The sequence below is a fragment of the Streptomyces corallincola genome (assembly GCF_019104725.1).
Taxonomy (GTDB): domain Bacteria; phylum Actinomycetota; class Actinomycetes; order Streptomycetales; family Streptomycetaceae; genus Streptomyces; species Streptomyces corallincola.
Genome location: NZ_JAHRXF010000059.1, coordinates 1 through 22,079 on the forward strand (window position 1 = coordinate 1; position 22,079 = coordinate 22,079).

The following is a 22,079-nucleotide window of genomic DNA, read 5'->3' on the forward strand; positions in this document are numbered from 1 at the left end:
CCCCCTCCCCCCCCCCCCCCCCCCCCCCCCCCCCCCCCCCCCCCCCCCCCCCCCCCCCCCCCCCCCCCCCCCCCCCCCCCCCCCCCCCCCCCCCCGCCGTATTCACGCCCTCGTCATCCGGTGCGGCGGTCTCCCGCCCACTCGCCGTACCGCCCGTGCCCCCGCCACGCACCCCCGCGCCGCCGCCTCGGCGGGTTCCGCGTCCGCCAGCAGCGCGGCCAGGAACGCCCCGGTGAACGCGTCGCCCGCGCCCGTCGTGTCCAGCGGGGTCGCGGGTACGGCCGGAACCCGCGCGACCACTTCGCCCGCCCGTGCCACCACCGCGCCCTCCGCCCCCGACTTGGCCACCACCAGCGGCACCAGGCGGCTCAGCCCGGCCGCCGCCTCGGCCGCTCCGGGCAGCCCCGTCAGCAGGCATGCCTCGTCACGGCTCGGCAGCAGCACGTCCAGCCCCTCGGCGAACCGGCGGAAGCGGTCCACCCCGAACTCCGTCAGGAAACCCGCCGAAGCCGGGTCCATGCTGACCGGCACGCCCCGCGCCCGAGCCGCCGCGAGCGCGACCCCGGCCAGCGCCCTGCTCGACTCCGCGAACAGCAGATAGCCCGACAGATGCAGTCGGCCCACCCCGTCGAGCAGCGTGTCGGACCAGTCGGCGGGCCCCAGCCGCAGCGACGCCCCGCTGTCCGTGAGGAACGTGCGCTCGGCCGACGGGCCGCCATCGACCAGGCACACCACCGTCCCGGTCGCCGCCGCGCCGTCCACCACCAGCCGGGACCGCACCCCGGCCGCCGCCAGCTCCCGCTCGTGCCAGCGCGCCGAGTCCGCACCGACCCGCCCGAGCAGCCGTACGTCCGCGCAGCCCGCGTCGGCCGCCCAGCAGGCCACATTGGCACCCGCGCCGCCCGGCAGGGTCCTGATCGCGGCGGCCGTGTCCGTTCCGGCGGCGAGCGGACCGCGATGCCGGGCCACGATGTCCGTGATGACATCCCCCACCACCAACAGCCCGCCCGCGCCCCCGCGTTCGCCGCGAGCGCCGGTCCTGGAGTTCGCCTCACGATCCGCCTGTCCGGTCAACTCCCCTCCCGCGCCCGTCCGTCCGCCCGCACCGTCACGGCACGGGCCGCCACTCACCCCGCCGCCCACGCCGACGCGATCTCCGCTGCCAGCCGTACGTTGCCGCGCACCGCCGCGAGATTCGCCTCCAGGGAGGCACCCCCGGTGTGCCGGACCAGATGGCCGAGGAGGAACGGGGTCACCGCCTGCCCGGTGACGCCCTCGGCCGCGCAGGCGCGGAGCGCGTCGGCGAGGACCCGCGCGTGCAGCTCCGGGTCGAGCTGCTGCTCGGGAGGGACCGGGTTGGCGACGATCAGCGCCGATGCGTCGGCGCCGAGCGCGTCCTGGGCCCGCATGACCCCGGCGACCTCCCCCGGGTCGCGCAGTGTCCACTCGACCGGGTGACCGGAGTCGGAGAGGTAGAAGCCGGGGAACCGGTCCGTGCGGTATCCGGCGACGGTCACGCCCAGGGTCTCCAGCCGCTGAAGCGTCGCGGGCACGTCCAGGAGGGACTTCACGCCCGCGCACACCACCGTGATCCGGGTCCGCGCGAGCAGCCCCAGGTCGGCCGACTCGTCCTGGGTGACCGTCCACTCCCGGTGCACCCCGCCCAGCCCGCCGGTGGCGAACACCCGGAGCCCCGCGAGCGCCGCCAGCCGCGCGGTGGCGGACACCGTGGTCGCGCCGCTCGCCCCCGTCGCCACGGCGGCCGGGAGATCGCGGTGGCCGAACTTGCGGAGGCCGTCCTCGTTCGCCACCCGTTTCAGCTGCGTCTTGTCCAGGCCGACCAGCGGACGCCCGTCCAGAACGGCGATGGTCGCGGGTACGGCGCCCCGCTGCCGTACCTCCTCCTCCAGCTCCAGCGCCACCTGGAGGTTGCGGGGACGCGGCAGCCCGTGCGCGATGATCGTGGACTCCAGAGCCACCACCGGCCGCCCGGCGGCCAGCGCCTCGCGGACCTCTTCCGACACCACCAGCACCATGTGCCCGCCTCCTGTCGTCGCTCCTCCCTCATGCCTGGCGGGCGGCACCCCCTGCTAAACGCCCGCCCCGCGTGGGGGACACCACCGGCCCCCGAGGCATGAACGGCCACGACCGGAGCCGCCGTAGGTCTCCAGGCGTGCGGTGGGAGGCCGGGCGACAGGACGGCACGGCAGTGCACGGTCGTGGGGGAGGGGGCCGTCAGAACAGCGGCTCGGGCAGCACGCCCTCCAGGGTCAGCAGCTTCCGCTTGGTCTCCAGACCGCCCCCGAACCCGCCGATCCCCCCGTCGCTCTCCACCACCCGGTGGCACGGCACGACGACCGGCAACGGGTTGGCGCCCATCGCCACCCCGACCGCCTGACCCCCGCCCGGCTCCCCGACCCGCCCGGCCAGCTCGCCGTAGCCCACGACCGTGCCGTACGGCACCCCGGACGCCAGCTCGCGCAGCACCCGGCGGTTGAAGCCGGATATCAGCGACCAGTCCAGCGGCAGGTCGAAGTCGCGCCGCCCGCCCGAGAAGTACGCCCCGAGCTGCCGTACCGCCTCCGCCAGCACCGGCTGCTCCGGATCCTCCACGGGCTCCGTGCCCAGCCGCGCCCCCAGCCGCTCCAGCGCAAGGCCGCGCACCGCCTCCGAGGCGTGGAAGACGACGTTGACCAGCCCCTCGGGCGTGGCCGCCAGCAGCAGCGGGCCGATGCCGGTGTCCGTCACGGCCCACGCGACCCGCTGCCCGCCCCGCCCGTCCTGTTTCCGCTCGTGCCCGTCCATGCGCCCCACCGTACGACCCGGCACCGACAATCCGCCCTGACCAGCGGAAACGCGGGTCGCCTCACTGTCCGTGCAGCGCCTCGCGCACCACGTCCGGCTTGTTGGTGATCAGCCCGTCCACGCCGTACCCGGCGCTTCTGCGCGCCGCCTCCGCGTCGTCCACGGTCCAGACGAACACCCCGAGGCGTCGCCCGTGCGGCCCGGTCACGTCGTGCACCGCCGAGACGTAGGCCGCCGACACCTTGCCGTACGAGGGGTTGATCAGGTCGCTGAAGCGCGCGTACTCCGGGAGCCGGTCCGCCGCCGGGGCGCCCAGGTAGGCCGTGGTGATGTCCGGCCGGAGGTCGTGCACGGTGCGGATGCTGTCGGCGCCGAAGCTCTGGACGATCAGGCGGCCCAGGTGCGGCCGGTCCAGCCAGCCCTCGTTGTCGAGCGTCTTCAGGATGTCCTGCTCGATGCCGGGGTACAGCTCCGGGTTCTTGACCTCCAGGAGCAGCTTCTCGTGATCCTGTTCGAGGCGTGACAGATAGTCCTTCAGCGTCGGCACGCGGGTGTTCGCGTAGGCCGGGGAGAACCAGCTGCCCGCGTCCAGCCGTGCGATCTCGGCGGCGGTGAAGTCCTTCACCTTCCACGGCGACCGGTCCGGGAAGACCTCCTCCGCGTTCGTGGTGCGCTTCAGGGTGTCGTCGTGGATGATGACCAGCTCGCCGTCCCTGGTGCGCTGCACGTCGTTCTCGACCCAGGGGAAGCCCAGCTCGGCGGCCTTGTCGATCGCGGGGAGGGTGTTCTCGGGCGCGTAGGAGGACGCTCCGCGGTGCGCGACGACCACAGGAGTGGAGATGTTGTGCGGAACATCGTCGGCCGTGGGACTCGGCAGGGCGGCCGTCCCCAGGAACGCCGTGACCGTGGCGACCACTGCGCGCGCGTACATCCGGACTCCTCGCGTAGCGAATACCGACCGGATCAGCTTGGCAGCCGCAGGTCAAACGCGTACGGGCGACAAAACGGTCCTGCGGGGGCGCGTGGTGGCCAAGTCCCGCTCACCAATGGCGCACATGTGGGAGAAGCACGTGTTTCTTTGCGGGAAAATCGTTCGGCCATTCCGGTGGGGGTCATAATCTCTGGCGACAACCCGACCGCCGTCGCGGTCCCGGAACAGCGGCACGCGGCACACACCACGCGGGACCAGGTCCCGGACGCGACAGGGGCGGAGGCCACCCAGGCATGCAGGGCACGGTCGATGGATTCAGCTACGGGATCGTCACCCCGCTGGTCGCCTTCGTGATGGCCTGCCTGGGCGGCGCGCTCGGCCTGCGCTGCACCGCCCGGTCCCAGCAGGTCACCCGCGCCCGGCGCCCCGTCCGGCTGGCCCTCGGCTCCGCCGCGATCGGCTCCTCGGTGTGGACGATGCACTTCGTCGCCATGACGGGCTTCACCATCGAGGGCACGCCGATCCACTACGACATGCCGATCACCTACGCCAGTCTGGGCCTCGCCGTCGTCATGGTCGGCGTCGGCATCTGCATCGTCGGCCAGCGCGGCACCCGCGGTACCGCCCTGTTCACCGGCGGCACCATCACCGGCCTCGGCATCGCCTCCATGCACTACCTGGGCATGGCGGGCATGCAGTTCGACGGCCGGTTCTCCTACGACACGGCCACCGTCGTCCTCTCCGTGGCCATCGCGGTCGTCGCCGCCACCGCCGCCCTCTGGGCGTCCGGGCAGGGGCGCGGGCTCCTGTGGACGACCGGCGCCAGCATGGTCATGGGCCTCGCGGTCACCGGCATGCACTACACCGGCATGGCCGCGCTCGACGTGCACGTCCACGGCGCGTCCGGCGGCGGCCCGCCCGGCGCCCGGGGCATCGTCCTGGCCCCCATGCTGATCGGACCGCTCGTCCTGCTGCTCCTCACCGGCGCCGCCGTCCTCTTCGACCCGCTGATGGTCACCGGCGGCCCGGACCGCCCGGTCGCCGAGACGGACCGGCCGGGCGTCCCCGCCACCGCCGTACCCGTCCGCGAGCTGCGGCACAGCGCCCCCCGCCCCGGCCGCCCGCCGGTCGGCGCGGGCCCCCGGCGCCGTTCCCGGACCCCGCAGAACCGCTGACCGGCACCCGTTGTCAGTGGGGGGCCGTACGGTTGATGACATGCGGCCCGTTTCCCAGATCGAACGCACGGTGGCGCCCTTCGAGGTCGTCAGCCCCTACCAGCCCAGCGGCGACCAGCCGGCGGCCATCGCCGACCTGGCCCGGCGCATCAAGGGCGGTGAGAAGGACGTCGTCCTGCTCGGCGCGACCGGCACCGGCAAGTCCGCCACCACGGCGTGGATGATCGAGCAGGTCCAGCGCCCCACCCTGGTGATGGCGCCGAACAAGACCCTGGCCGCCCAGCTGGCCAACGAGTTCCGCGAGCTGCTGCCGAACAACGCGGTCGAGTACTTCGTCTCGTACTACGACTACTACCAGCCCGAGGCGTACGTCCCGCAGTCGGACACCTACATCGAGAAGGACTCCTCGATCAACGAGGAGGTGGAACGGCTGCGCCACTCCGCGACGAACTCCCTGCTCACCCGGCGTGACGTCGTCGTGGTCGCCTCGGTGTCCTGCATCTACGGCCTCGGCACCCCGCAGGAGTACGTGGACCGCATGGTCCCGCTCCGGGTGGGCGACGAGATCGACCGCGACGACCTGCTGCGCCGCTTCGTGGACATCCAGTACACCCGCAACGACCTGGCCTTCACTCGCGGCACCTTCCGGGTGCGCGGCGACACCATCGAGATCTTCCCGGTCTACGAGGAACTCGCCGTCCGCATCGAGATGTTCGGCGACGAGATCGAGGCCCTGTCCACGCTGCACCCGCTCACCGGCGAGATCATCAGCGACGACCGGCAGCTGTACGTCTTCCCCGCCTCGCACTACGTCGCGGGCCCGGAGCGCCTGGAGCGCGCGGTCAACGACATCGAGAAGGAACTCGGCGAGCGGCTCTCCGAGCTGGAGAAGCAGGGCAAGCTGCTGGAGGCCCAGCGGCTGCGGATGCGCACCACCTACGACATCGAGATGCTCCGCCAGATCGGCAGCTGCTCCGGCGTGGAGAACTACTCGATGCACTTCGACGGCCGCCTGCCCGGCTCCCCGCCCAACACGCTGCTGGACTACTTCCCGGACGACTTCCTCCTCGTCATCGACGAGTCCCATGTCACCGTGCCGCAGATCGGCGCCATGTACGAGGGCGACGCCTCCCGCAAGCGGACCCTGGTGGACCACGGCTTCCGGCTGCCGTCCGCGCTCGACAACCGCCCGCTGAAGTGGGAGGAGTTCCAGGAGCGCGTCGGACAGACCGTCTACCTGTCGGCCACCCCCGGTGCCTACGAGCTGTCCCGGGGCGACGGCGTGGTGGAGCAGATCATCCGCCCCACCGGCCTGGTGGACCCCGAGGTCGTCGTCAAGCCCACCGAGGGGCAGATCGACGACCTGGTGCACGAGATCCGCGAACGCACCGCCAAGGACGAGCGGGTCCTCGTCACCACCCTCACCAAGAAGATGGCCGAGGACCTCACCGCCTACTTCCTGGAACTCGACATCCAGGTCCGCTATCTGCACAGCGACGTGGACACCCTGCGCCGCGTCGAGCTGCTGCGTGAGCTGCGGGCCGGTGAGTACGACGTCCTGGTCGGCATCAACCTGCTCCGCGAGGGCCTCGACCTGCCCGAGGTGTCCCTGGTGGCGATCCTGGACGCCGACAAGGAGGGCTTCCTGCGCTCCGGCACCTCGCTGATCCAGACCATCGGCCGCGCGGCGCGCAACGTCTCCGGCGAGGTCCACATGTACGCCGACAAGATCACCCCGGCGATGGAGCGGGCCATCGACGAGACCAACCGGCGCCGCGAGAAGCAGGTCGCGTACAACAAGGCCCACGGCATCGACCCGCAGCCGCTGCGCAAGAAGATCAACGACATCGTCGCGCAGATCGCCCGCGAGGACGTGGACACCGAGCAGCTGCTCGGCACCGGCTACCGCAAGCAGAAGGACGGCAAGGGCACCAAGGCCCCCGTGCCCGCCCTCGGCGGGAAGGCCGACGGCGCCAAGGCGGGCAAGGCCGCCAAGGGCAGGGCGAAGACCACCGTGCCCACCGACCGCCCGGCCGCCGAACTCGCCGGACAGATCGAGGAGATGACGGAGCGCATGCGCGCCGCCGCCGCCGAGCTGCAGTTCGAGATCGCCGCCCGGCTGCGCGACGAGGTGTCCGAGATGAAGAAGGAACTCCGCCAGATGCGCGAGGCGGGCCTCGCCTGACCCACCCGTACCACGCCGAACCCCGCTGCGTGGGCGGTGTGTTGCAACACCGCCACAAAGCGGGGACCGGGGTGCGGCACGCCCGCCGCCGCTGCGTAGGGTGCTGGACAACCGCGTGCTGCGCGGCAACAGGGGAACACCGAGAGGGGAAACCGCCCGTGACCGTCAACTTGTCCAAGGGTCAGGCCATCAGTCTGGAGAAGAAGGACGGCGCCACGCTGACCGCGGTGCGCATGGGGCTCGGCTGGCAGGCGGCCAAGCGGCGCGGCCTGTTCGGCTCGCGCACCCGCGAGATCGACCTCGATGCCTCGGCGGTGCTGTTCGCCGACAAGCAGCCCGTCGATGTCGTCTTCTTCCGTCACCTGGTCAGCGACGACGGCTCGGTCCGGCACACCGGTGACAACCTCGTGGGCGGTGTCGGCCAGGGCGGCGACGACGAGTCCATCCTCGTGGACCTCCAGCGCGTCCCGGTCCACGTCGATCAGATCGTCTTCACCGTCAACTCCTTCAGCGGCCAGACCTTCCAGGAGGTCGAGAACGCGTTCTGCCGCCTGGTGGACGAGACCAACGGCCAGGAACTGGCCCGCTACACCCTGGCCGGTGGCGGCGAGTACACCGCGCAGATCATGGCCAAGGTGCACCGCGCGGGCACCGGCTGGACCATGACCGCCGTCGGCGAACCCGCCCGGGGCCGCACCTTCCAGGACCTGATGCCGGCGATCATGCCGCACCTCTAGGGTGCATCCGGGGGGCCGGGGCGAACGGGTCCCGTGACAACACGACAGAGGGGGCGGCCGGGATGACCGTAGAGCTGGTGCGGGGGCAGAACCACCCGTTGTCCCGGGCCCGGCTGGAGATCCGGATCTCCGCGGGCGTGCCCGTCCTGGCGGGTGCCGTGCTCGGCGACAAACACGGCACCGTGCCGGACACCGCGTGGGTGGCCCACCCCGGCGCCACGACCCTGCCCGGCATCGAGGTCTCCGGGCAGGCCGCCGCCGACCACCGGCTCGCCGTGGACCTCGACGCCCTCCCCGCCGCGGCACACCGCGTCACCCTCCTGCTCGCCCTGCCCGCACTGCCGGGCCGCCCGCACCGCTTCGGCGCCGTCCCCGCACCGCACACGGCGGTCACCGCTCTCGACGGCACCGAGATCGCCTCGTACACCCTCACCGGCCTGGACGCCGAGTCGGCCGTCGTCGCCCTGGAGCTGTACCGGCGCGACAGCGGCTGGAAGGTGCGCGCAGTGGGCCAGGGATACGCCGACGGACTCCCCGCCCTCCTCGCCGACCAGGGGCTCGGCACGCCGGATGAACTCGCCGCGCGCATCGAGGAGTCCGTGGCCCGCGGCCTCGCCCGCGCCGTCCCGGGCCCACGCCCGCGGGACACCTCCGAACGGCAGCCCGCCGGGGCATCGGCATCTGTGGGTGGCGCGGTGCCGGTGCCCGACGCGGTGCCCGGTCCGGTGCCGGTGCCCCCGGCCGACAGCCCGCTCGACCCGGTCGCGGCGGCCGACGCCGTACCGCCCGGCGGCGGCCGCGTGGACTACACGCACCCCGGCCGTCGCCCCCGTACGACGATGCCCGAGCCCGCGCCCGAGCCGGTCCCCGCGTCCGCATCGGCGACGCCCGGTTCGGCCGCGTCGCACACGCCGCCTCCCGAGGACGGGCCCGCGCGGCCGGTCGCGGGGGACGCGGCGGGCTGGACGCTGGAGGAGCGGCTGTACAACCAGGTGTGGGGCATGTTCGAGGATCTGGCCCGCACGGCGGCGGCCCGCCGCAGCGCGGTCGAGTTCGCCGACACCCGCCTGGACCGGGAGCTGGACGCGGCCCTGGCCGACCCGCGCGCCCGGCTCGGCACGGCGGGCGAGGCCGCGCGGGAGGCCGCCCTCACCCGGCACGCCGAACTCGTCGAACAGGCGGACGCCGCCTTCGACCGCGACGTGGAGCAGATCGCCGCTGAGTCGGCCGTGGTCGAGCCCGCGCTGTCGGCCCCCTGCGCCCGCTGGGACCACCCCGTCTGGCACGGCTACCGGGTGCCCGAGGAACCCGCGCAGGCCGTCCGGCTCGGTGAGCTGCACCTGCCCGAGAGCCCGGATCTGCGCATCCCGCTGCTGGTCAGGCTGCCGCTGGAGCGCGGGCTGTGGATCGACAGTGCTCCCGGACCGGACGGCCCGGACGGACCGGACGGCCCGGCGGACACCGGTGACACCGCCCGGCGTGCCCTGGAGACGGCCGTCGCCCTCGCCGTCCGGCTGCTGGCCGCCCACCCGGCGGGGGAGTTCGCCGTCCACGCCGTCGATCCGGACGGCGCGGGTGCGCGGGCGCTCCGGCCGCTGACCGACGCCGGACTGCTGCCCGGAGCGGCACGCGGCGCGACCGGCGTGGCCGAGATCCTGGGCAGGCTCACCCACCGGGTCGATCTGGTCCAGATGGCGGTGCGCGGCGGGGCCGCCGGGTCGCTGCCGCCCGACCTGGACACCGGCCGCCACCTGCTGATCGTCAACGACTTCCCGCACGGTTTCGACGACCGCGCCGTCACCCAGCTCCGCTACCTCGCGGACGAGGGGCCCGCCGTCGGCGTCCATCTGCTGCTCGTGGCCGACCGTGCCGGGGCCGCCGCCTACGGGCCGTTGCTGGACCCGCTCTGGCGTTCGCTGATGCGACTCACCCCGGTCCCCGACGACCACTTGGCCGATCCCTGGGTCGGCCATGCCTGGACCTACGAGCCGTCACTCGTCCCGCCCGGCAGCGCGGTCCTCCGGCAGGTGCTCACCGCGCTCACGGACGCGTCGGCAAAGGATAAGTAAAAGCGCCGTGAGCTGCTGACTTGGATTTTTCTTTACCAAGCTCTTTACCTTTCCTTGGTGATTGGGGTACCTTTTCTCCATACGGAGGGGAGTACTCCCGACCGCGGCGCGCTCGTCAGTACGGACCTACGGGTTCCGGGGCGCCGGCCCGATCCGGGTGGAGGAGACCTCCGGCAGCGATCACGCTGGCAGTGTTTGCCACTACGTAATGCCGGAGGTGCGGTGGAAGTCTCCATGACGCTGTGGGTCCTGACGATCGTCGGGCTCGCCGCCCTGATCGCGGTTGACTTCTTCATCGGCCGCAAACCCCACGACGTGTCCATCAAGGAAGCGGGGATCTGGACCGGAGTCTGGATCGTCCTGGCCGGACTCTTCGGCCTCGGGCTGTTCCTGTTCGGCGGCGGTGAGCCGTCCGGTGAGTTCTTCGCCGGGTTCATCACCGAGAAGTCGCTCAGCGTGGACAACCTCTTCGTCTTCGTCCTGATCATGGCGAAGTTCGCGGTGCCCTCGCAGTACCAGCAGCGCGTGCTGCTCGTCGGCGTCCTGATAGCCCTGGTGCTGCGGGCCGTCTTCATCGCCGCCGGTGCGGCGATCATCGCCAACTTCTCCTGGGTGTTCTACATCTTCGGAGCCTTCCTGATCTGGACCGCCTGGAAGCTGGTCCAGGAGGCCCGCTCCGGGCACGAGGACGAGGAGTACGAGGAGAACAAGCTGCTCAGGGCCGCCGAGCGCCGCTTCGGTGTCGCGGACCGGTACTACGGCACCAAGCTGTGGATCGAGCAGCACGGCAAGCGGGTCATGACCCCGATGCTGGTCGTGATGCTCGCCATCGGCACCACCGACGTCCTGTTCGCGCTGGACTCGATCCCGGCCATCTTCGGGCTCACCCAGGACCCGTACATCGTGTTCACCGCCAACGCGTTCGCCCTGATGGGCCTGCGCCAGCTCTACTTCCTCATCGGCGGCCTGCTGAAGAAGCTGGTCCACCTGTCCTACGGGCTGTCGATCATCCTCGGCTTCATCGGCGTCAAGCTGGTGCTGCACGCCCTGCACGAGTCCGGCGTCCCCGTGCCCGAGATCAGCATCCCGGTCTCGCTCGGCGTGATCTGCGCCGTCCTGATCGTCACCACCCTCACCAGCCTGGCCGCCTCCAGAAAGCAGTCCGCCGCCGAGTCCGGAAGCGCGTCGGGCGAGGGGAAGTCCGAGCACAGCATCGACGCCCGACGCTGACCCGACGGCGCCGCCCGCCGCCGGTGTCCCTCACGCGGCCCACGAGAAGGAGGAACCCGCATCCGCGAGCAACGGAATGCGAACCCCGCACACCTCTGTAACCATCGCAGCATGATCAATGGGCTCAGGTCGCTCGCCGTGCGCTGGACGTTCGTCGTCCCGGTGCTCGCCGTGGTCCTGCTCGCCCTCACCTGGGGGCGCTCGCTGCCCGGTGCGCTCGTCGCCCTCGTGACCCTGGTCCTCGCGGGCTCCGTGCTCGCCGCCGTCCACCACGCGGAAGTGGTCGCCCACCGGGTCGGGGAACCCTTCGGTTCCCTGGTCCTCGCCGTCGCCGTGACGATCATCGAGGTCGCGCTGATCGTCACCCTGATGGTGGACGGCGGAGACAAGAGTTCCAGCCTGGCCCGCGACACCGTGTTCGCCGCCGTGATGATCACCTGCAACGGCATCGTCGGACTGTGTCTCCTCGTCGCCTCCCTGCGGCACCGGACGGCCGTCTTCAACCCCGAGGGCACCGGAGCGGCGCTGGCCACGGTGGCGACCCTGGCCACGCTCAGCCTCGTGCTGCCGACCTTCACGACCAGCAAGCCCGGCCCCGAGTTCTCCACCGTGCAGCTGACGTTCGCCGCCATCTCCTCGCTCGTTCTCTACGGCCTCTTCGTCACCACCCAGACCGTGCGGCACCGCGACTACTTCCTGCCGATCACCCGGCAGGGCGACGTCATCGCCGGTAACGAACACGCCGACCCGCCGACCCGCCGTGCCGCCGGGATCAGCCTCGGACTGCTCGGCGTCGCGCTGGTCGGCGTCGTGGGACTGGCCAAGGGCGTGTCGCCCACCATCGAGTCCGGAGTGCAAGCGGCCGGGCTGCACCAGGCCGTCGTCGGTGTGGTCATCGCCCTGCTCGTCCTGCTGCCCGAGACCATCGCCGCGCTGCGCGCCGCCCGCCGCGACCGGGTGCAGACCAGCCTCAACCTGGCGCTCGGCTCCGCGATGGCCAGCATCGGCCTGACCATCCCGGCCGTCGCGCTCGCCTCGGTCTGGCTGTCCGGGCCGCTCGTCCTCGGCCTCAGCTCCACCCACATGCTGCTGCTCGCGCTCACCGTCGTGGTCAGCTCCCTGACCGTGGTGCCGGGCCGCGCCACCCCCCTCCAGGGCGGAGTGCACCTGGTGCTGTTCGCGGCCTATCTGGAACTGGCGATCAACCCGTAGGGGGAAGGCCGTTCCGTGGTGGCGGGAGTTGTCCACAGCCCCGCCGGGCGCGGGCCGCAGGCGTGATACACCGGGGGCGAGCGGGCGGACGCGCCGCCCCGACCGGACCCGGAGGAACCGTGCCCCGCACCCTGGCCAACGCCCCGATCATGATCCTCAACGGGCCCAACCTGAACCTCCTGGGCCTGCGCCAGCCCGAGATCTACGGCACGGACACCCTGGCCGACGTGGAGGCCCGGTGCGTGAGGGCGGCGGCGGCGCACGGCGGCACGGTGGACTTCCGGCAGTCCAACCACGAGGGCGAACTCGTGGACTGGATTCACGAGGCACGGCTCGGGCACTGCGGGATCGTCATCAACCCCGCCGCCTACTCGCACACCTCGATCGCCCTGCTGGACGCGCTCAACACCTGCGACGGCATGCCCGTGGTGGAGGTCCACATCTCCAACATCCACCAGCGGGAGACGTTCCGGCACCACTCGTACGTCTCGCTGCGCGCGGACGGCGTCATCGCGGGCTGCGGCGTGCAGGGGTACGTCTTCGGGGTGGAGCGGGTGGCCGAGCTGGCCGGTGCCGCCCGCACCGACGCGTAGCGGCGTCGGAGCGCCGGAGAGAGGGGGTGGGCCGCCGGCCGAGGGGCGGGGGTTGGTGGCCGGCGGCCCGTACCGCCCAGGAGCCGTGTCCTGCGCGGGGGCGTTCACCAGTTCACCGCGCTCCACCGCCCACCGGGAGCGTGCACGGGCCGTCGGTGTGTGCGAACCGTTCACACGGGGTGTGAACGGGTGCGGTGCGGCGGGCGTAGCCTCAACTCCGTTGCCATATCGCAGAGTTCAGGGCAGTCGCCCCATGAGGGGCCCGTGAGCGCCCCCTCCGTGAGTGCCCCTTGCGGGAGGGCGGCTCACCAGCCGCGCGAGCGCCACTCCGCCAGGTGCGGGCGCTCGGCACCCAGAGTGGTGTCGGCGCCGTGGCCGGGGTAGACCCAGGTCTCGTCCGGGAGCACGTCGAAGATCTTCGTCTCCACGTCGTGCAGCAGGCTGGCGAACGCCTCGGGGTCCTGGTGGGTGTTGCCGACACCGCCGGGGAAGAGGCAGTCGCCGGTGAAGACGTGCGGGTGGCCGTGCGGGTCGTCGTAGACGAGGGCGATGGAACCCGGCGTGTGCCCGACCAAGTGGCGGGCCGTCAGCTCCACCTGTCCGACGCGGACCACGTCGCCGTCGTCCAGCGGGACCGCCGTGGGCACCGGGATGCCGTCGGCGTCCGCGCGGCCCGCGTAGGTGCGGGCGGCGGTGGACGAGACGACCTCGGCGAGGGCCTGCCAGTGGTCGCCGTGCCGGTGGGTGGTGACGACGGCGGTGATGCCGTCCTCGCCGATCGTGCCGAGCAGCGTCTCCGGCTCGTTCGCGGCGTCGATCAGCAACTGCTCGTCGGTGGCCCGGCACCGCAGCAGATAGGCGTTGTTGTCCATCGGGCCGACCGCGATCTTGGTGATCATCAGGTCCTTGAGCTCGTGCACGTCCGCCGGTCCGCCGACCCGGACCACTCCGCTGTACGTCATGACGATCAGCCTATAGCGGCCCGGTGACCTGCGGACGGCACGCGTGGGGACCTACAGAGGCGGCAGCGCGGGGAGCGCGCCGCCCTCCGCCTTCAGGGCCGCGCCGTCGCGCCGTCCGGCGAGCCAGCCCAGCAGGTCGGCGGGCGGTCCGGTGACGGTGACCTCCGGGGCGGTGGCCTCGCGGCCCGTGGTCCACACACGGGTGCCGTCGGTGAGGCGGGTCGCCGGGACACCGGGGGCGCCCGCGAACCGGCCGGCCAGGAACGCGGTCTCCCGTTCGGTGAACTCGGCCGGGAGGTCCTCCAGGTCGTAGCCGATCCCGAGGTCCACGTGGTGCAGCTCCACCTCGACCCAGCGCCGGAACGGCAGCCGGGAGACGGTGTCGGTGACGCCGTTGCGCAGCTCCACCACCCGCGACCAGTCGGCCTGTTCCGCGCACCCGTCCTGGAAGCGGTCCGCGCTCGCGCGCACGTCGGCCAGCTGGCCGACCAGGTCGCGCGGGGCGTCCCGCTCGATGTCGGCGTCCCGCGTCTCGGCGCTCGCGTACATCGGGCGGCCGGACAGCACGTTCACGAGGGCGTCCGCGTTGCGTGCCAGGTGCGCGAGGACGTGCCCCCGGCTCCAGCCGGGAAGCCGTGACGGCTCGGCCACCGAGGCGTTGTCCAGTGCGGTGGCCGCCCTCAGCAGGCGGTCGGTCGCCTCACGCAGACGGTCCAGGTCATGGGTGTGATCAGTCATGGCCCCGAGGGTAGGGCCTGCCGGGGGTGCGGCCACTCGTTCGGGTGAAGGAGAGACACCTCGCCCCTGAATCGAATGTGCGTGCTATATCGTCGGTGGTGTCTTCGGGCATGCTGGACGGGCGGGGATTGTTATGCCTCTCGGAATCCGACCGGCGTTGTCAGTGGCTCCCCCTACCCTCGGAAAACCCTCGGAAAGCAGCACGGGGCACCGGCGCCGTGTCATCTCCCCTCCAGAATCCGGATCTCCTTCAGCTCCCAAGAAAGGTGCGGACCGGCGTGGCCGACCGTCTCATCGTCCGTGGCGCGCGCGAGCACAACCTGAGGAATGTCTCGCTCGACCTGCCCCGTGACTCGCTCATCGTCTTCACGGGCCTGTCCGGTTCGGGCAAGTCCTCCCTCGCCTTCGACACGATCTTCGCCGAGGGCCAGCGCCGGTACGTGGAATCCCTCTCCTCCTACGCCCGGCAGTTCCTCGGCCAGATGGACAAGCCGGACGTGGACTTCATCGAGGGCCTGTCCCCGGCCGTCTCGATCGACCAGAAGTCCACCTCGCGCAACCCCCGCTCCACGGTCGGCACCATCACCGAGGTCTACGACTATCTGCGGCTGCTGTTCGCCCGTATCGGCAAGCCGCACTGCCCGGAGTGCGCCCGTCCCATCTCCCGCCAGTCGCCGCAGGCCATCGTGGACAGGGTGCTGGAACTGCCCGAGGGCAGCCGCTTCCAGGTGCTGTCGCCGCTGGTCCGCGAGCGCAAGGGCGAGTTCGTCGATCTCTTCGCCGACCTCCAGACCAAGGGCTACTCCCGTGCGCGGGTGGACGGCGCGACCATTCAGCTCTCGGAGCCGCCCACGCTGAAGAAGCAGGAGAAGCACACCATCGAGGTGGTCGTGGACCGCCTCACGGTGAAGGACTCCGCCAAGCGGCGCCTCACCGACTCCGTGGAGACCGCCCTCGGCCTGTCCGGCGGCATGGTCGTGCTCGACTTCGTGGACCTCCCCGAGGACGACCCCGAGCGCGAGCGCATGTTCTCCGAGCACCTGTACTGCCCGTACGACGACCTGTCCTTCGAGGAGCTGGAGCCGCGCTCCTTCTCCTTCAACTCGCCCTTCGGCGCCTGCCCGGAGTGCACCGGCATCGGCACCCGCATGGAGGTGGACCCGGAGCTGATCGTCCCCGACCCCGACAAGTCGCTGGACGAGGGCGCCATCCACCCCTGGTCGCACGGCCACACCAAGGACTACTTCGGGCGGCTGGTCGGCGCCCTCGCGGACGCGCTCGGCTTCCGCACCGACATCCCCTTCGCGGGCCTTCCCCAGCGCGCGAAGAAGGCCCTGCTGTACGGCCACAAGACGCAGATCGAGGTGCGGTACCGCAACCGGTACGGCCGCGAGCGGGTCTACACCACGCCGTTCGAGGGCGCCGTGCCGTTCGTGAAGCGGCGGCACAGCGAGGCGGAGAGCGACGCCGGGCGTGAGCGCTTCGAGGGCTACATGCGCGAGGTGCCCTGCCCCACCTGCGAGGGCACCCGCCTCAAGCCGATCGTCCTGGCCGTCTCCGTGATGGGGAAGTCCATCGCCGAGGTCTCCGCCATGTCGATCAGCGACTGCGCGGACTTCCTGGGCGAGCTGAAGCTCGGCGCCCGCGACAAGAAGATCGCCGAGCGGGTGCTGAAGGAGGTCAACGAGCGGCTGCGCTTCCTGGTGGACGTCGGCCTGGACTACCTCTCGCTCAACCGCGCCGCCGGGACCCTCTCCGGCGGCGAGGCCCAGCGCATCCGGCTGGCCACCCAGATCGGCTCCGGCCTGGTCGGCGTCCTGTACGTGCTGGACGAACCCTCCATCGGCCTGCACCAGCGCGACAACCACCGGCTGATCGAGACCCTGGTCCGGCTCCGCGACATGGGCAACACGCTGATCGTGGTGGAGCACGACGAGGACACCATCAAGGTCGCGGACTGGATCGTGGACATCGGCCCCGGCGCCGGTGAGCACGGCGGCAAGGTGGTGCACAGCGGCCACCTCAAGGAGCTGCTCGCCAACACCGAGTCCCAGACCGGCCAGTACCTCTCCGGCCGCAAGTCGATCCCGCTCCCGGACGTCCGCCGTCCCCGCGACCCGGCCCGGCAGCTCACCGTGCACGGCGCGCGCGAGAACAACCTGCGCGACATCGACGTGTCGTTCCCGCTGGGCGTCTTCACCGCCGTCACCGGGGTCTCCGGCTCCGGCAAGTCCACGCTGGTCAACGACATCCTCTACACCCACCTCGCCCGTGAGCTGAACGGCGCCCGCACCGTCCCCGGACGGCACACGCGGGTCGCCGGGGACGACCAGGTGGACAAGGTCGTGCATGTCGATCAGTCGCCCATCGGCCGGACCCCCCGGTCCAACCCGGCGACGTACACCGGGGTCTTCGACCACGTCCGCAGGCTGTTCGCGGAGACCACCGAGGCGAAGGTCCGGGGCTATCTGCCCGGCCGTTTCTCGTTCAACGTGAAGGGCGGTCGCTGCGAGAACTGCGCGGGCGACGGCACCATCAAGATCGAGATGAACTTCCTGCCGGACGTCTACGTGCCGTGCGAGGTGTGCCACGGCGCCCGGTACAACCGGGAGACGCTGGAGGTCCACTACAAGGGCAAGTCCATCGCCGAGGTGCTGAACATGCCGATCGAGGAGGCCACCGACTTCTTCGAGGCGGTGCCCGCGATCTCCCGGCATCTGCGCACCCTGAAGGACGTCGGCCTCGGATACGTCCGGCTCGGCCAGTCCGCGACCACCCTGTCCGGTGGCGAGGCGCAGCGCGTCAAGCTCGCCAGCGAACTGCAGAAGCGCTCCACCGGCCGTACGGTCTACGTCCTGGACGAACCCACCACCGGTCTGCACTTCGAGGACATCAGCAAGCTGCTGAAGGTCCTGTCCGGCCTGGTGGACAAGGGCAACACGGTCGTCGTCATCGAGCACAACCTCGACGTGATCAAGACGGCCGACTGGGTCGTGGACATGGGTCCCGAGGGCGGCGCGGGTGGCGGCCTGGTCGTCGCCGAGGGCACGCCCGAAGAGGTCGCCGGAGTCTCCACCAGCCACACCGGCAAGTTCCTGCGCGAGGTGCTGGGCGCCGACCGCGTCAGCGACGCGGAACCCGTCAAGGCCCCCCGCGCCTCGACGGCCAGGAAGAAGACGGCCGCCGCGAAGACGACGACGGCCGCCACCGCCAAGAAGGCGTCCCCGGCCGCCACCAAGAAGGCCGCACCGGCCAAGAAGACGACACGGACGCGCAAGAGCTGACGGGAGACGCGCGAGCTGATGTGAGAAGTAAGAGCTGATGTGAGACGAGCGGGCGCCACCCGGAACCCGGAAACCCGTCGGGGACGCCCGCTCGCTCACCCCGCTCCCCGGCTCACCCCGCTCCCCGGCTCACCCCGCTCCCCGGCTCACCCCGCTCCCCGGCTCACGGCGTGCCGACCTCACGCGCGTACGGCGGTTCCCCGCCCGCCCGTGAGCAGGTGACCGCCGCCGCGCGGGCCGCGAACCCGAGCAGCCGGTGCCAGCCGTCGGCCCCCAGCGTCCCCAGGGCGTCCGCCGACAGCGCGTCGCGGTCGGCCAGCCCGTGCAGCAGGGCCGCGTTCACGGTGTCCCCGGCGCCGATCGTGTCCACCACGTCCACCGTCTCGCCCGGCACGGAGAACTCGCCGCCGCCCCGGGTGTACGCGGTCAGGCCCTCTCCGCCACGGGTCACCACGACCGCCGCCGGTCCCGCCGCCAGCCAGTCGCGCGGGCCACCACCGAGCCACTCGGCGTCCTCGGCGGACAGTTTCAGCAGCGTCACCAACGGCAGCCAGGACGCGAACCGCGCCCGGTAGGCGTCCGGGTCCGGGATCAGCCCCGCCCGGATGTTGGGGTCCAGCGCGGTGAACAGCCCCCGCGCGGACGCCGACCGCATCAGCTTCTCGTAGGCGCTCGCCCCCGGCTCCAGCACCAGCGAGCAGGTGCCGAAGGAGACCGCGCGCGCCCCGGCGGGGAGCGCATCCGGTGCGGAGAACAACCGGTCGGCGGTGCCCTCGACGTAGAAGGAGTACGCGGCCGAGCCGCCGGGGTCCAGAGTGGCGACCGCCAGCGTGGTCGGCTCCGTCCCGCGCTGCACGCCCGACACGTCCACGCCCGCCCGCCGCAGCCCGTCGAGCAGCGCCTCGCCGAACGCGTCGTACGAGGCGCGCGAGCAGAACGCGGTGGGGGAGCCGAGGCGGCCGAGGGCGACGGCGGTGTTGTACGGGCCGCCGCCGAGCGCGGGCCGCAGCTCCGCCAGGGCGCCGGGGCCGCGCGGTACCAAATCGATCAGTGCCTCACCGGCGACGACGATCACGAGGGGTTCCCTTCCCGGACGGTACGGAGTTCGGAGTGGAGGCCGGGTGCGGAGCCGGGGTCCGGGCAGCCGCAGGAGGTGCGGTGGACGAGACGGCAGGGCAGCCGTTCCGTCCGGGGAGCCCGGCCGGGATCGGCCAGCCGGTCCAGCAGCAGCGCGACGGCCCGCGCGCCGATCTCGCGCCCCGGCTGGGCGACCGCCGTCAGCCGGGGCGAGAACAGTCCGGCCCAGGCGAAGTCGTCGAAGCAGCACAGCGCGATGTCGTCCGGCACGGCCAGCCCGCGTCCGCCGAGCGCGGTGAGCGCCCCGATGGTCATCGTGTTGTTGGCGGTCACCAGCGCGGTCGGCGGCTCGGGCAGGGCGAGCAGGGCGGCCGTGGCGCGTTCGGCACCGGCGGACTCCGAGTTCCCGGACACCACCAGTGCCGGGTCGCGGGGAAGCTCAGCCGCCGTCAGCGCCCGGTGGTAGCCCGTGGTCCGCTCGGCGGTGGTGCTCAGCCCCGGCAGTCCCGCGACCAGGCCGATCCTGCGGTGGCCGAGCCCGGTGAGGTGGGCGACCAGGGCCGTCATGGGCTCGGTGTTCTCGGCGCCCACGTGGTCGAAGCGGGGCGGTGCGGCCCCCGCACCTGCTCCGGCGGGCTCGGCCGGTGGGGGCAGGCGGTCCAGCAGGACGGCCGGTACGGCATGGCGGGTGAGGTAGGCGAGCAGGTCGTGCGGCCGGGGCGAGGGGGCGACGATCACGCCGTCCACCCGGCGTTCGTGCAGCAGCCGTACGACCTCGCGTTCGTGCGCGGGGTCGTCGTGCGGGTCCGAGACCAGCAGGCCGTACCCGGCGGCCAGCGCGGCGGCCTCCACGCCCTGAAGGATCTCGGTGAAGTACGGGTTGCCGATCACCGACACCGCGAGCCCGATGGTCCGGGTGCGGGAGGTCACCAGGGACCGCGCGAGGGTGTTCCGGGTGTAGCCGAGCGCGTCCACCGCGTCCAGCACGGCCCGCCGGGTGTGGGGCAGGACCGGGCGGGTGCCGTTGAGCACGTGCGAGACCGTCGCCACGGAGACACCGGCGCGCCGCGCCACGTCCGACATGGTGGGCATCGCGTTCCCCTCCCCGGCACGCGTCCGGTGGCCGGTCCGCCGCGCGTGCCCGTGCACCGTGCACCGGGGGCGGTGCCTCCGGCGGCGGGCCGCGTTCTCGGACCTCGTCGTCCTTCCGGCCGGGAAGGTACCCCATCGAGCTGTGCCGCGTAAACGCTTGCGCAAGCGTTTACGCGGCCTGGGAGCGGTCAGAGCCGTGACGGAGCGGGCCGGTCAGGGGCACCCCGCCCGGGAGGCGGCCGATTCGCCCCGGTATCGTCGGCGCGCCACATCCCCCGACCAGTGGAGAACCCCATGTCCGCGCCGTCTGAGCCGTCAGGATCGTCCGCTCCCGCCGGGGCAGCCGGTTCTCCGGGACCGTCCGCGAGCCGTCGTACCGTGCTGCGCGGTGCCGCCCTGGTGCCGGTCGCCGGGCTGGGGCTCGCGGCCTGCTCGGGAGGCGGCGGCGGGGCGGCCTCGGCCCCCACCGCGCCCGTCGATCTCGGCGCCGAGGGCGAGGTCGCGCCGGGGCATGCGAAGCTGTACCGGGACAGCAATGTCGTGGTCGCGCGGGAGGCGGGCGGTGCGCTCAAGGCGTACAGCACCATCTGCACGCACGCGGGCTGCCCCATCAACAAGCTCCAGGGCACCCTGCTGATCTGCCCCTGTCACGGCAGCGAGTTCGACGCGGTGACCGGCAAGGTCCGCCGGGCGCCCGCCACCGAGCCGCTGACCGAGGTGCCGGTGAAGGTGAAGGACGGCCGGATCGTGGCCGGTCCGGCCGCCTGACCCTCTCGTCGCCCGGTGGGGCCGTTGGCAGGAGCTGACGGTGAGCCCCTTCGCGGAGCTGAGCTCCTTCGCGGAGGTGAGCTCCTCGCCGCCCGGTCGGGCGGTCCGTCACCGGGCCGGGTTCACTCCCAGTCCCACGCGATGCCCACCAGGCCGGGCCGCAGCCGGGGTTCCACCGTGTGGACGCTGAGGTGCGGGGCGCCCAGCACCAGGTCGCGGCGTCCGGTGCGCGGCGCGGCGGGGGAGGGCTGGGAGAACCGGTGGCAGCGCGTGGGCAGCGCCGCCCGGTCGAAACGCACCTGGAGCGTGTACTGCCCGCCCGCCGGCTCCGACGCGTGGACGTACTCCCGCGACACGCCCGCCGTGCCGTCCTCGACGGCGTACCGGAACAGGTGGGTGTCGCCGGTACGCAGCCGGGTGTCGAACAGCAGCTCGCAGGCGAGCACTCCGGTCACCGCGTCCCAGCGGACCCGTCCCGTACGGCAGTTCTCCAGCGCGTGCACGGTGACACGGGCGGGGTCGCAGCCCGGATCGCCCCGGTGCACGGCGACGAACCGGTCCACGCCCTCGCGGTGGGCCCGCACCACGTACCGGCAGTCGCGGGCGGCCAGTTCGCGGGCGGCACCGATCCGGACGTGCTCGTGGTGGCCGAGGAGGTGCAGACCGGCGTCGGCCGGGCGGCCGAGTTCGGCGCGCAGCCGGTCCTCGGCCTGCGCGGCGGCCACCAGGGAGCGGTACGAACGGCTCGGCCCCCGGCCGTCCGGCGCGGGCCCGTCGGCCTCCGCGAGCAGCCTGATCAGCGACTCGTCCGGCAGCCGGAGTATCTCCTCCAGCGCGCGGACGGCCCGCAGGGACTCCGGCCGCTGCGGGCGGCGCGCGCCCTGCTGCCAGTAGCTGAGGCTGGTCACGCCCACCGTCACCCCGTGCCGCGAGAGATGGTGCCGGACGCGCTGGAGCGGGAGTCCGCGCGCGGCGATGGCGGCCCGCAGCGCCACGTGGAAGGGGCCGCCCCGGAGCACCGAGTCCAGCTCGGCGGCAGGGGGGACGGCGTCCGGGTGCTCAGTGGCGTACCGCATGCGCGGGGCCTCTCTGTGAAGGCCGGGACGGCTGGTCGGACCGCCGGCGCGGGTGTTCGAGGCCCCGTGGGCGCGTGGCACCCCTCCTCCGCGCGCGCCGAAGCCCCCCGCCCGGTACGCACGGCCCCGAGTTTCCCCGCATTGA

General features: G+C 72.5%; 18 protein-coding genes. 9 read left to right on the forward strand and 9 right to left on the reverse strand.

What is annotated here, in order from left to right; all coding sequences use genetic code 11:
• Positions 1-102: 102 nt before the first annotated feature.
• The 4 genes from KUM39_RS25665 to KUM39_RS25680 all read right to left on the reverse strand — a co-directional run bounded on the left by KUM39_RS25665 (position 103) and on the right by KUM39_RS25680 (position 3,736).
• Positions 103-1,074, reverse strand: a complete 972-nt coding sequence (locus tag KUM39_RS25665; protein ID WP_217788151.1) for a carbohydrate kinase family protein — start codon at positions 1,072-1,074, stop codon at positions 103-105.
• Positions 1,075-1,127: 53 nt separating this feature from the next.
• Positions 1,128-2,036: a pseudouridine-5'-phosphate glycosidase gene (locus KUM39_RS25670; RefSeq protein ID WP_217788152.1), complete on the reverse strand. Its 909-nt coding sequence runs from the start codon at positions 2,034-2,036 to the stop codon at positions 1,128-1,130.
• Positions 2,037-2,235: 199 nt separating this feature from the next.
• Entirely contained in the window at positions 2,236-2,805 is a 570-nt protein-coding gene (locus KUM39_RS25675) for a methylated-DNA--[protein]-cysteine S-methyltransferase (RefSeq protein ID WP_217788153.1), read from the reverse strand.
• Between the two features lie 61 nt (positions 2,806-2,866).
• The gene (locus KUM39_RS25680; protein ID WP_217788154.1) at positions 2,867-3,736 is read right to left on the reverse strand and encodes a glycerophosphodiester phosphodiesterase; all 870 of its coding nucleotides are present in this window, start codon (positions 3,734-3,736) and stop codon (positions 2,867-2,869) included.
• A 293-nt stretch (positions 3,737-4,029) separates the two neighbouring features.
• Here KUM39_RS25680 and KUM39_RS25685 point away from each other — a divergent pair, with 293 nt between their 5' ends.
• The 7 genes from KUM39_RS25685 to aroQ all read left to right on the forward strand — a co-directional run bounded on the left by KUM39_RS25685 (position 4,030) and on the right by aroQ (position 12,937).
• On the forward strand, positions 4,030-4,911 hold the full coding sequence (locus tag KUM39_RS25685; RefSeq protein ID WP_217788155.1) for an MHYT domain-containing protein: 882 nt from the start codon (positions 4,030-4,032) through the stop codon (positions 4,909-4,911).
• Positions 4,912-4,951: 40 nt separating this feature from the next.
• Complete coding sequence (gene uvrB / locus KUM39_RS25690) at positions 4,952-7,096, forward strand: excinuclease ABC subunit UvrB (protein WP_217788156.1); 2,145 nt, start codon at positions 4,952-4,954, stop codon at positions 7,094-7,096.
• 158 nt (positions 7,097-7,254) lie between these two features.
• Positions 7,255-7,833 carry a TerD family protein gene (locus KUM39_RS25695; RefSeq protein ID WP_217788157.1) on the forward strand — a complete coding sequence of 193 codons (579 nt, stop codon included), beginning with the start codon at positions 7,255-7,257 and terminating at the stop codon, positions 7,831-7,833.
• Positions 7,834-7,895: 62 nt separating this feature from the next.
• The gene (locus KUM39_RS25700) at positions 7,896-9,902 is read left to right on the forward strand and encodes a TerD family protein (protein ID WP_217788158.1); all 2,007 of its coding nucleotides are present in this window, start codon (positions 7,896-7,898) and stop codon (positions 9,900-9,902) included.
• Between the two features lie 222 nt (positions 9,903-10,124).
• A complete protein-coding gene (locus KUM39_RS25705; RefSeq protein WP_217788159.1) occupies positions 10,125-11,132 on the forward strand; it encodes a TerC family protein in 1,008 nt (335 codons plus the stop codon).
• Positions 11,133-11,243: 111 nt separating this feature from the next.
• On the forward strand, positions 11,244-12,344 hold the full coding sequence (locus tag KUM39_RS25710; protein ID WP_217788160.1) for a calcium:cation antiporter: 1,101 nt from the start codon (positions 11,244-11,246) through the stop codon (positions 12,342-12,344).
• Positions 12,345-12,463: 119 nt separating this feature from the next.
• Positions 12,464-12,937, forward strand: a complete 474-nt coding sequence (gene aroQ / locus KUM39_RS25715) for a type II 3-dehydroquinate dehydratase (RefSeq protein WP_217788161.1) — start codon at positions 12,464-12,466, stop codon at positions 12,935-12,937.
• A 305-nt stretch (positions 12,938-13,242) separates the two neighbouring features.
• On the opposite strand, the gene KUM39_RS25720 is transcribed toward aroQ, so the two are convergent.
• Together KUM39_RS25720 and KUM39_RS25725 are read right to left on the reverse strand one after the other, a co-directional pair.
• A complete protein-coding gene (locus KUM39_RS25720; protein ID WP_217788162.1) occupies positions 13,243-13,899 on the reverse strand; it encodes an MBL fold metallo-hydrolase in 657 nt (218 codons plus the stop codon).
• A 51-nt stretch (positions 13,900-13,950) separates the two neighbouring features.
• A complete protein-coding gene (locus KUM39_RS25725; RefSeq protein WP_217788163.1) occupies positions 13,951-14,637 on the reverse strand; it encodes a maleylpyruvate isomerase family mycothiol-dependent enzyme in 687 nt (228 codons plus the stop codon).
• Positions 14,638-14,915: 278 nt separating this feature from the next.
• Between KUM39_RS25725 and uvrA the strand changes: the two genes are divergently transcribed.
• A complete protein-coding gene (uvrA, locus tag KUM39_RS25730; RefSeq protein ID WP_217788164.1) occupies positions 14,916-17,921 on the forward strand; it encodes an excinuclease ABC subunit UvrA in 3,006 nt (1,001 codons plus the stop codon).
• Between the two features lie 163 nt (positions 17,922-18,084).
• On the opposite strand, the gene KUM39_RS25735 is transcribed toward uvrA, so the two are convergent.
• Both KUM39_RS25735 and KUM39_RS25740 read right to left on the reverse strand, forming a co-directional pair.
• On the reverse strand, positions 18,085-18,996 hold the full coding sequence (locus KUM39_RS25735) for a carbohydrate kinase family protein (protein ID WP_217788165.1): 912 nt from the start codon (positions 18,994-18,996) through the stop codon (positions 18,085-18,087).
• The gene (locus tag KUM39_RS25740) at positions 18,993-20,090 is read right to left on the reverse strand and encodes a LacI family DNA-binding transcriptional regulator (protein WP_217788166.1); all 1,098 of its coding nucleotides are present in this window, start codon (positions 20,088-20,090) and stop codon (positions 18,993-18,995) included. Before KUM39_RS25740 ends, KUM39_RS25735 begins: the two co-directional genes overlap by 4 nt.
• 294 nt (positions 20,091-20,384) lie before the next feature.
• Between KUM39_RS25740 and KUM39_RS25745 the strand changes: the two genes are divergently transcribed.
• Entirely contained in the window at positions 20,385-20,858 is a 474-nt protein-coding gene (locus KUM39_RS25745) for a Rieske (2Fe-2S) protein (RefSeq protein ID WP_217788167.1), read from the forward strand.
• 122 nt (positions 20,859-20,980) lie between these two features.
• On the opposite strand, the gene KUM39_RS25750 is transcribed toward KUM39_RS25745, so the two are convergent.
• On the reverse strand, positions 20,981-21,934 hold the full coding sequence (locus KUM39_RS25750; protein WP_217788168.1) for a hypothetical protein: 954 nt from the start codon (positions 21,932-21,934) through the stop codon (positions 20,981-20,983).
• Positions 21,935-22,079: the final 145 nt, after the last annotated feature.

Excerpts from the sequence above, each read along its gene's own strand:
- KUM39_RS25670 (WP_217788152.1), bottom strand. The coding sequence starts at position 2,036 with ATGGTGCTGGTGGTGTCGGAAGAGGTCCGCGAGGCGCTGGCCGCCGGG.
- KUM39_RS25675 (WP_217788153.1), bottom strand. The coding sequence starts at position 2,805 with ATGGACGGGCACGAGCGGAAACAGGACGGGCGGGGCGGGCAGCGGGTC.
- KUM39_RS25720 (WP_217788162.1), bottom strand. The coding sequence starts at position 13,899 with ATGACGTACAGCGGAGTGGTCCGGGTCGGCGGACCGGCGGACGTGCAC.
- KUM39_RS25745 (WP_217788167.1), top strand. The coding sequence starts at position 20,385 with ATGTCCGCGCCGTCTGAGCCGTCAGGATCGTCCGCTCCCGCCGGGGCA.
- KUM39_RS25750 (WP_217788168.1), bottom strand. The coding sequence starts at position 21,934 with ATGCGGTACGCCACTGAGCACCCGGACGCCGTCCCCCCTGCCGCCGAG.
- KUM39_RS25700 (WP_217788158.1), top strand. The coding sequence starts at position 7,896 with ATGACCGTAGAGCTGGTGCGGGGGCAGAACCACCCGTTGTCCCGGGCC.
- KUM39_RS25680 (WP_217788154.1), bottom strand. The coding sequence starts at position 3,736 with ATGTACGCGCGCGCAGTGGTCGCCACGGTCACGGCGTTCCTGGGGACG.
- KUM39_RS25740 (WP_217788166.1), bottom strand. The coding sequence starts at position 20,090 with ATGCCCACCATGTCGGACGTGGCGCGGCGCGCCGGTGTCTCCGTGGCG.
- uvrB (WP_217788156.1), top strand. The coding sequence starts at position 4,952 with ATGCGGCCCGTTTCCCAGATCGAACGCACGGTGGCGCCCTTCGAGGTC.
- KUM39_RS25725 (WP_217788163.1), bottom strand. The coding sequence starts at position 14,637 with ATGACTGATCACACCCATGACCTGGACCGTCTGCGTGAGGCGACCGAC.
- KUM39_RS25710 (WP_217788160.1), top strand. The coding sequence starts at position 11,244 with ATGATCAATGGGCTCAGGTCGCTCGCCGTGCGCTGGACGTTCGTCGTC.
- KUM39_RS25685 (WP_217788155.1), top strand. The coding sequence starts at position 4,030 with ATGCAGGGCACGGTCGATGGATTCAGCTACGGGATCGTCACCCCGCTG.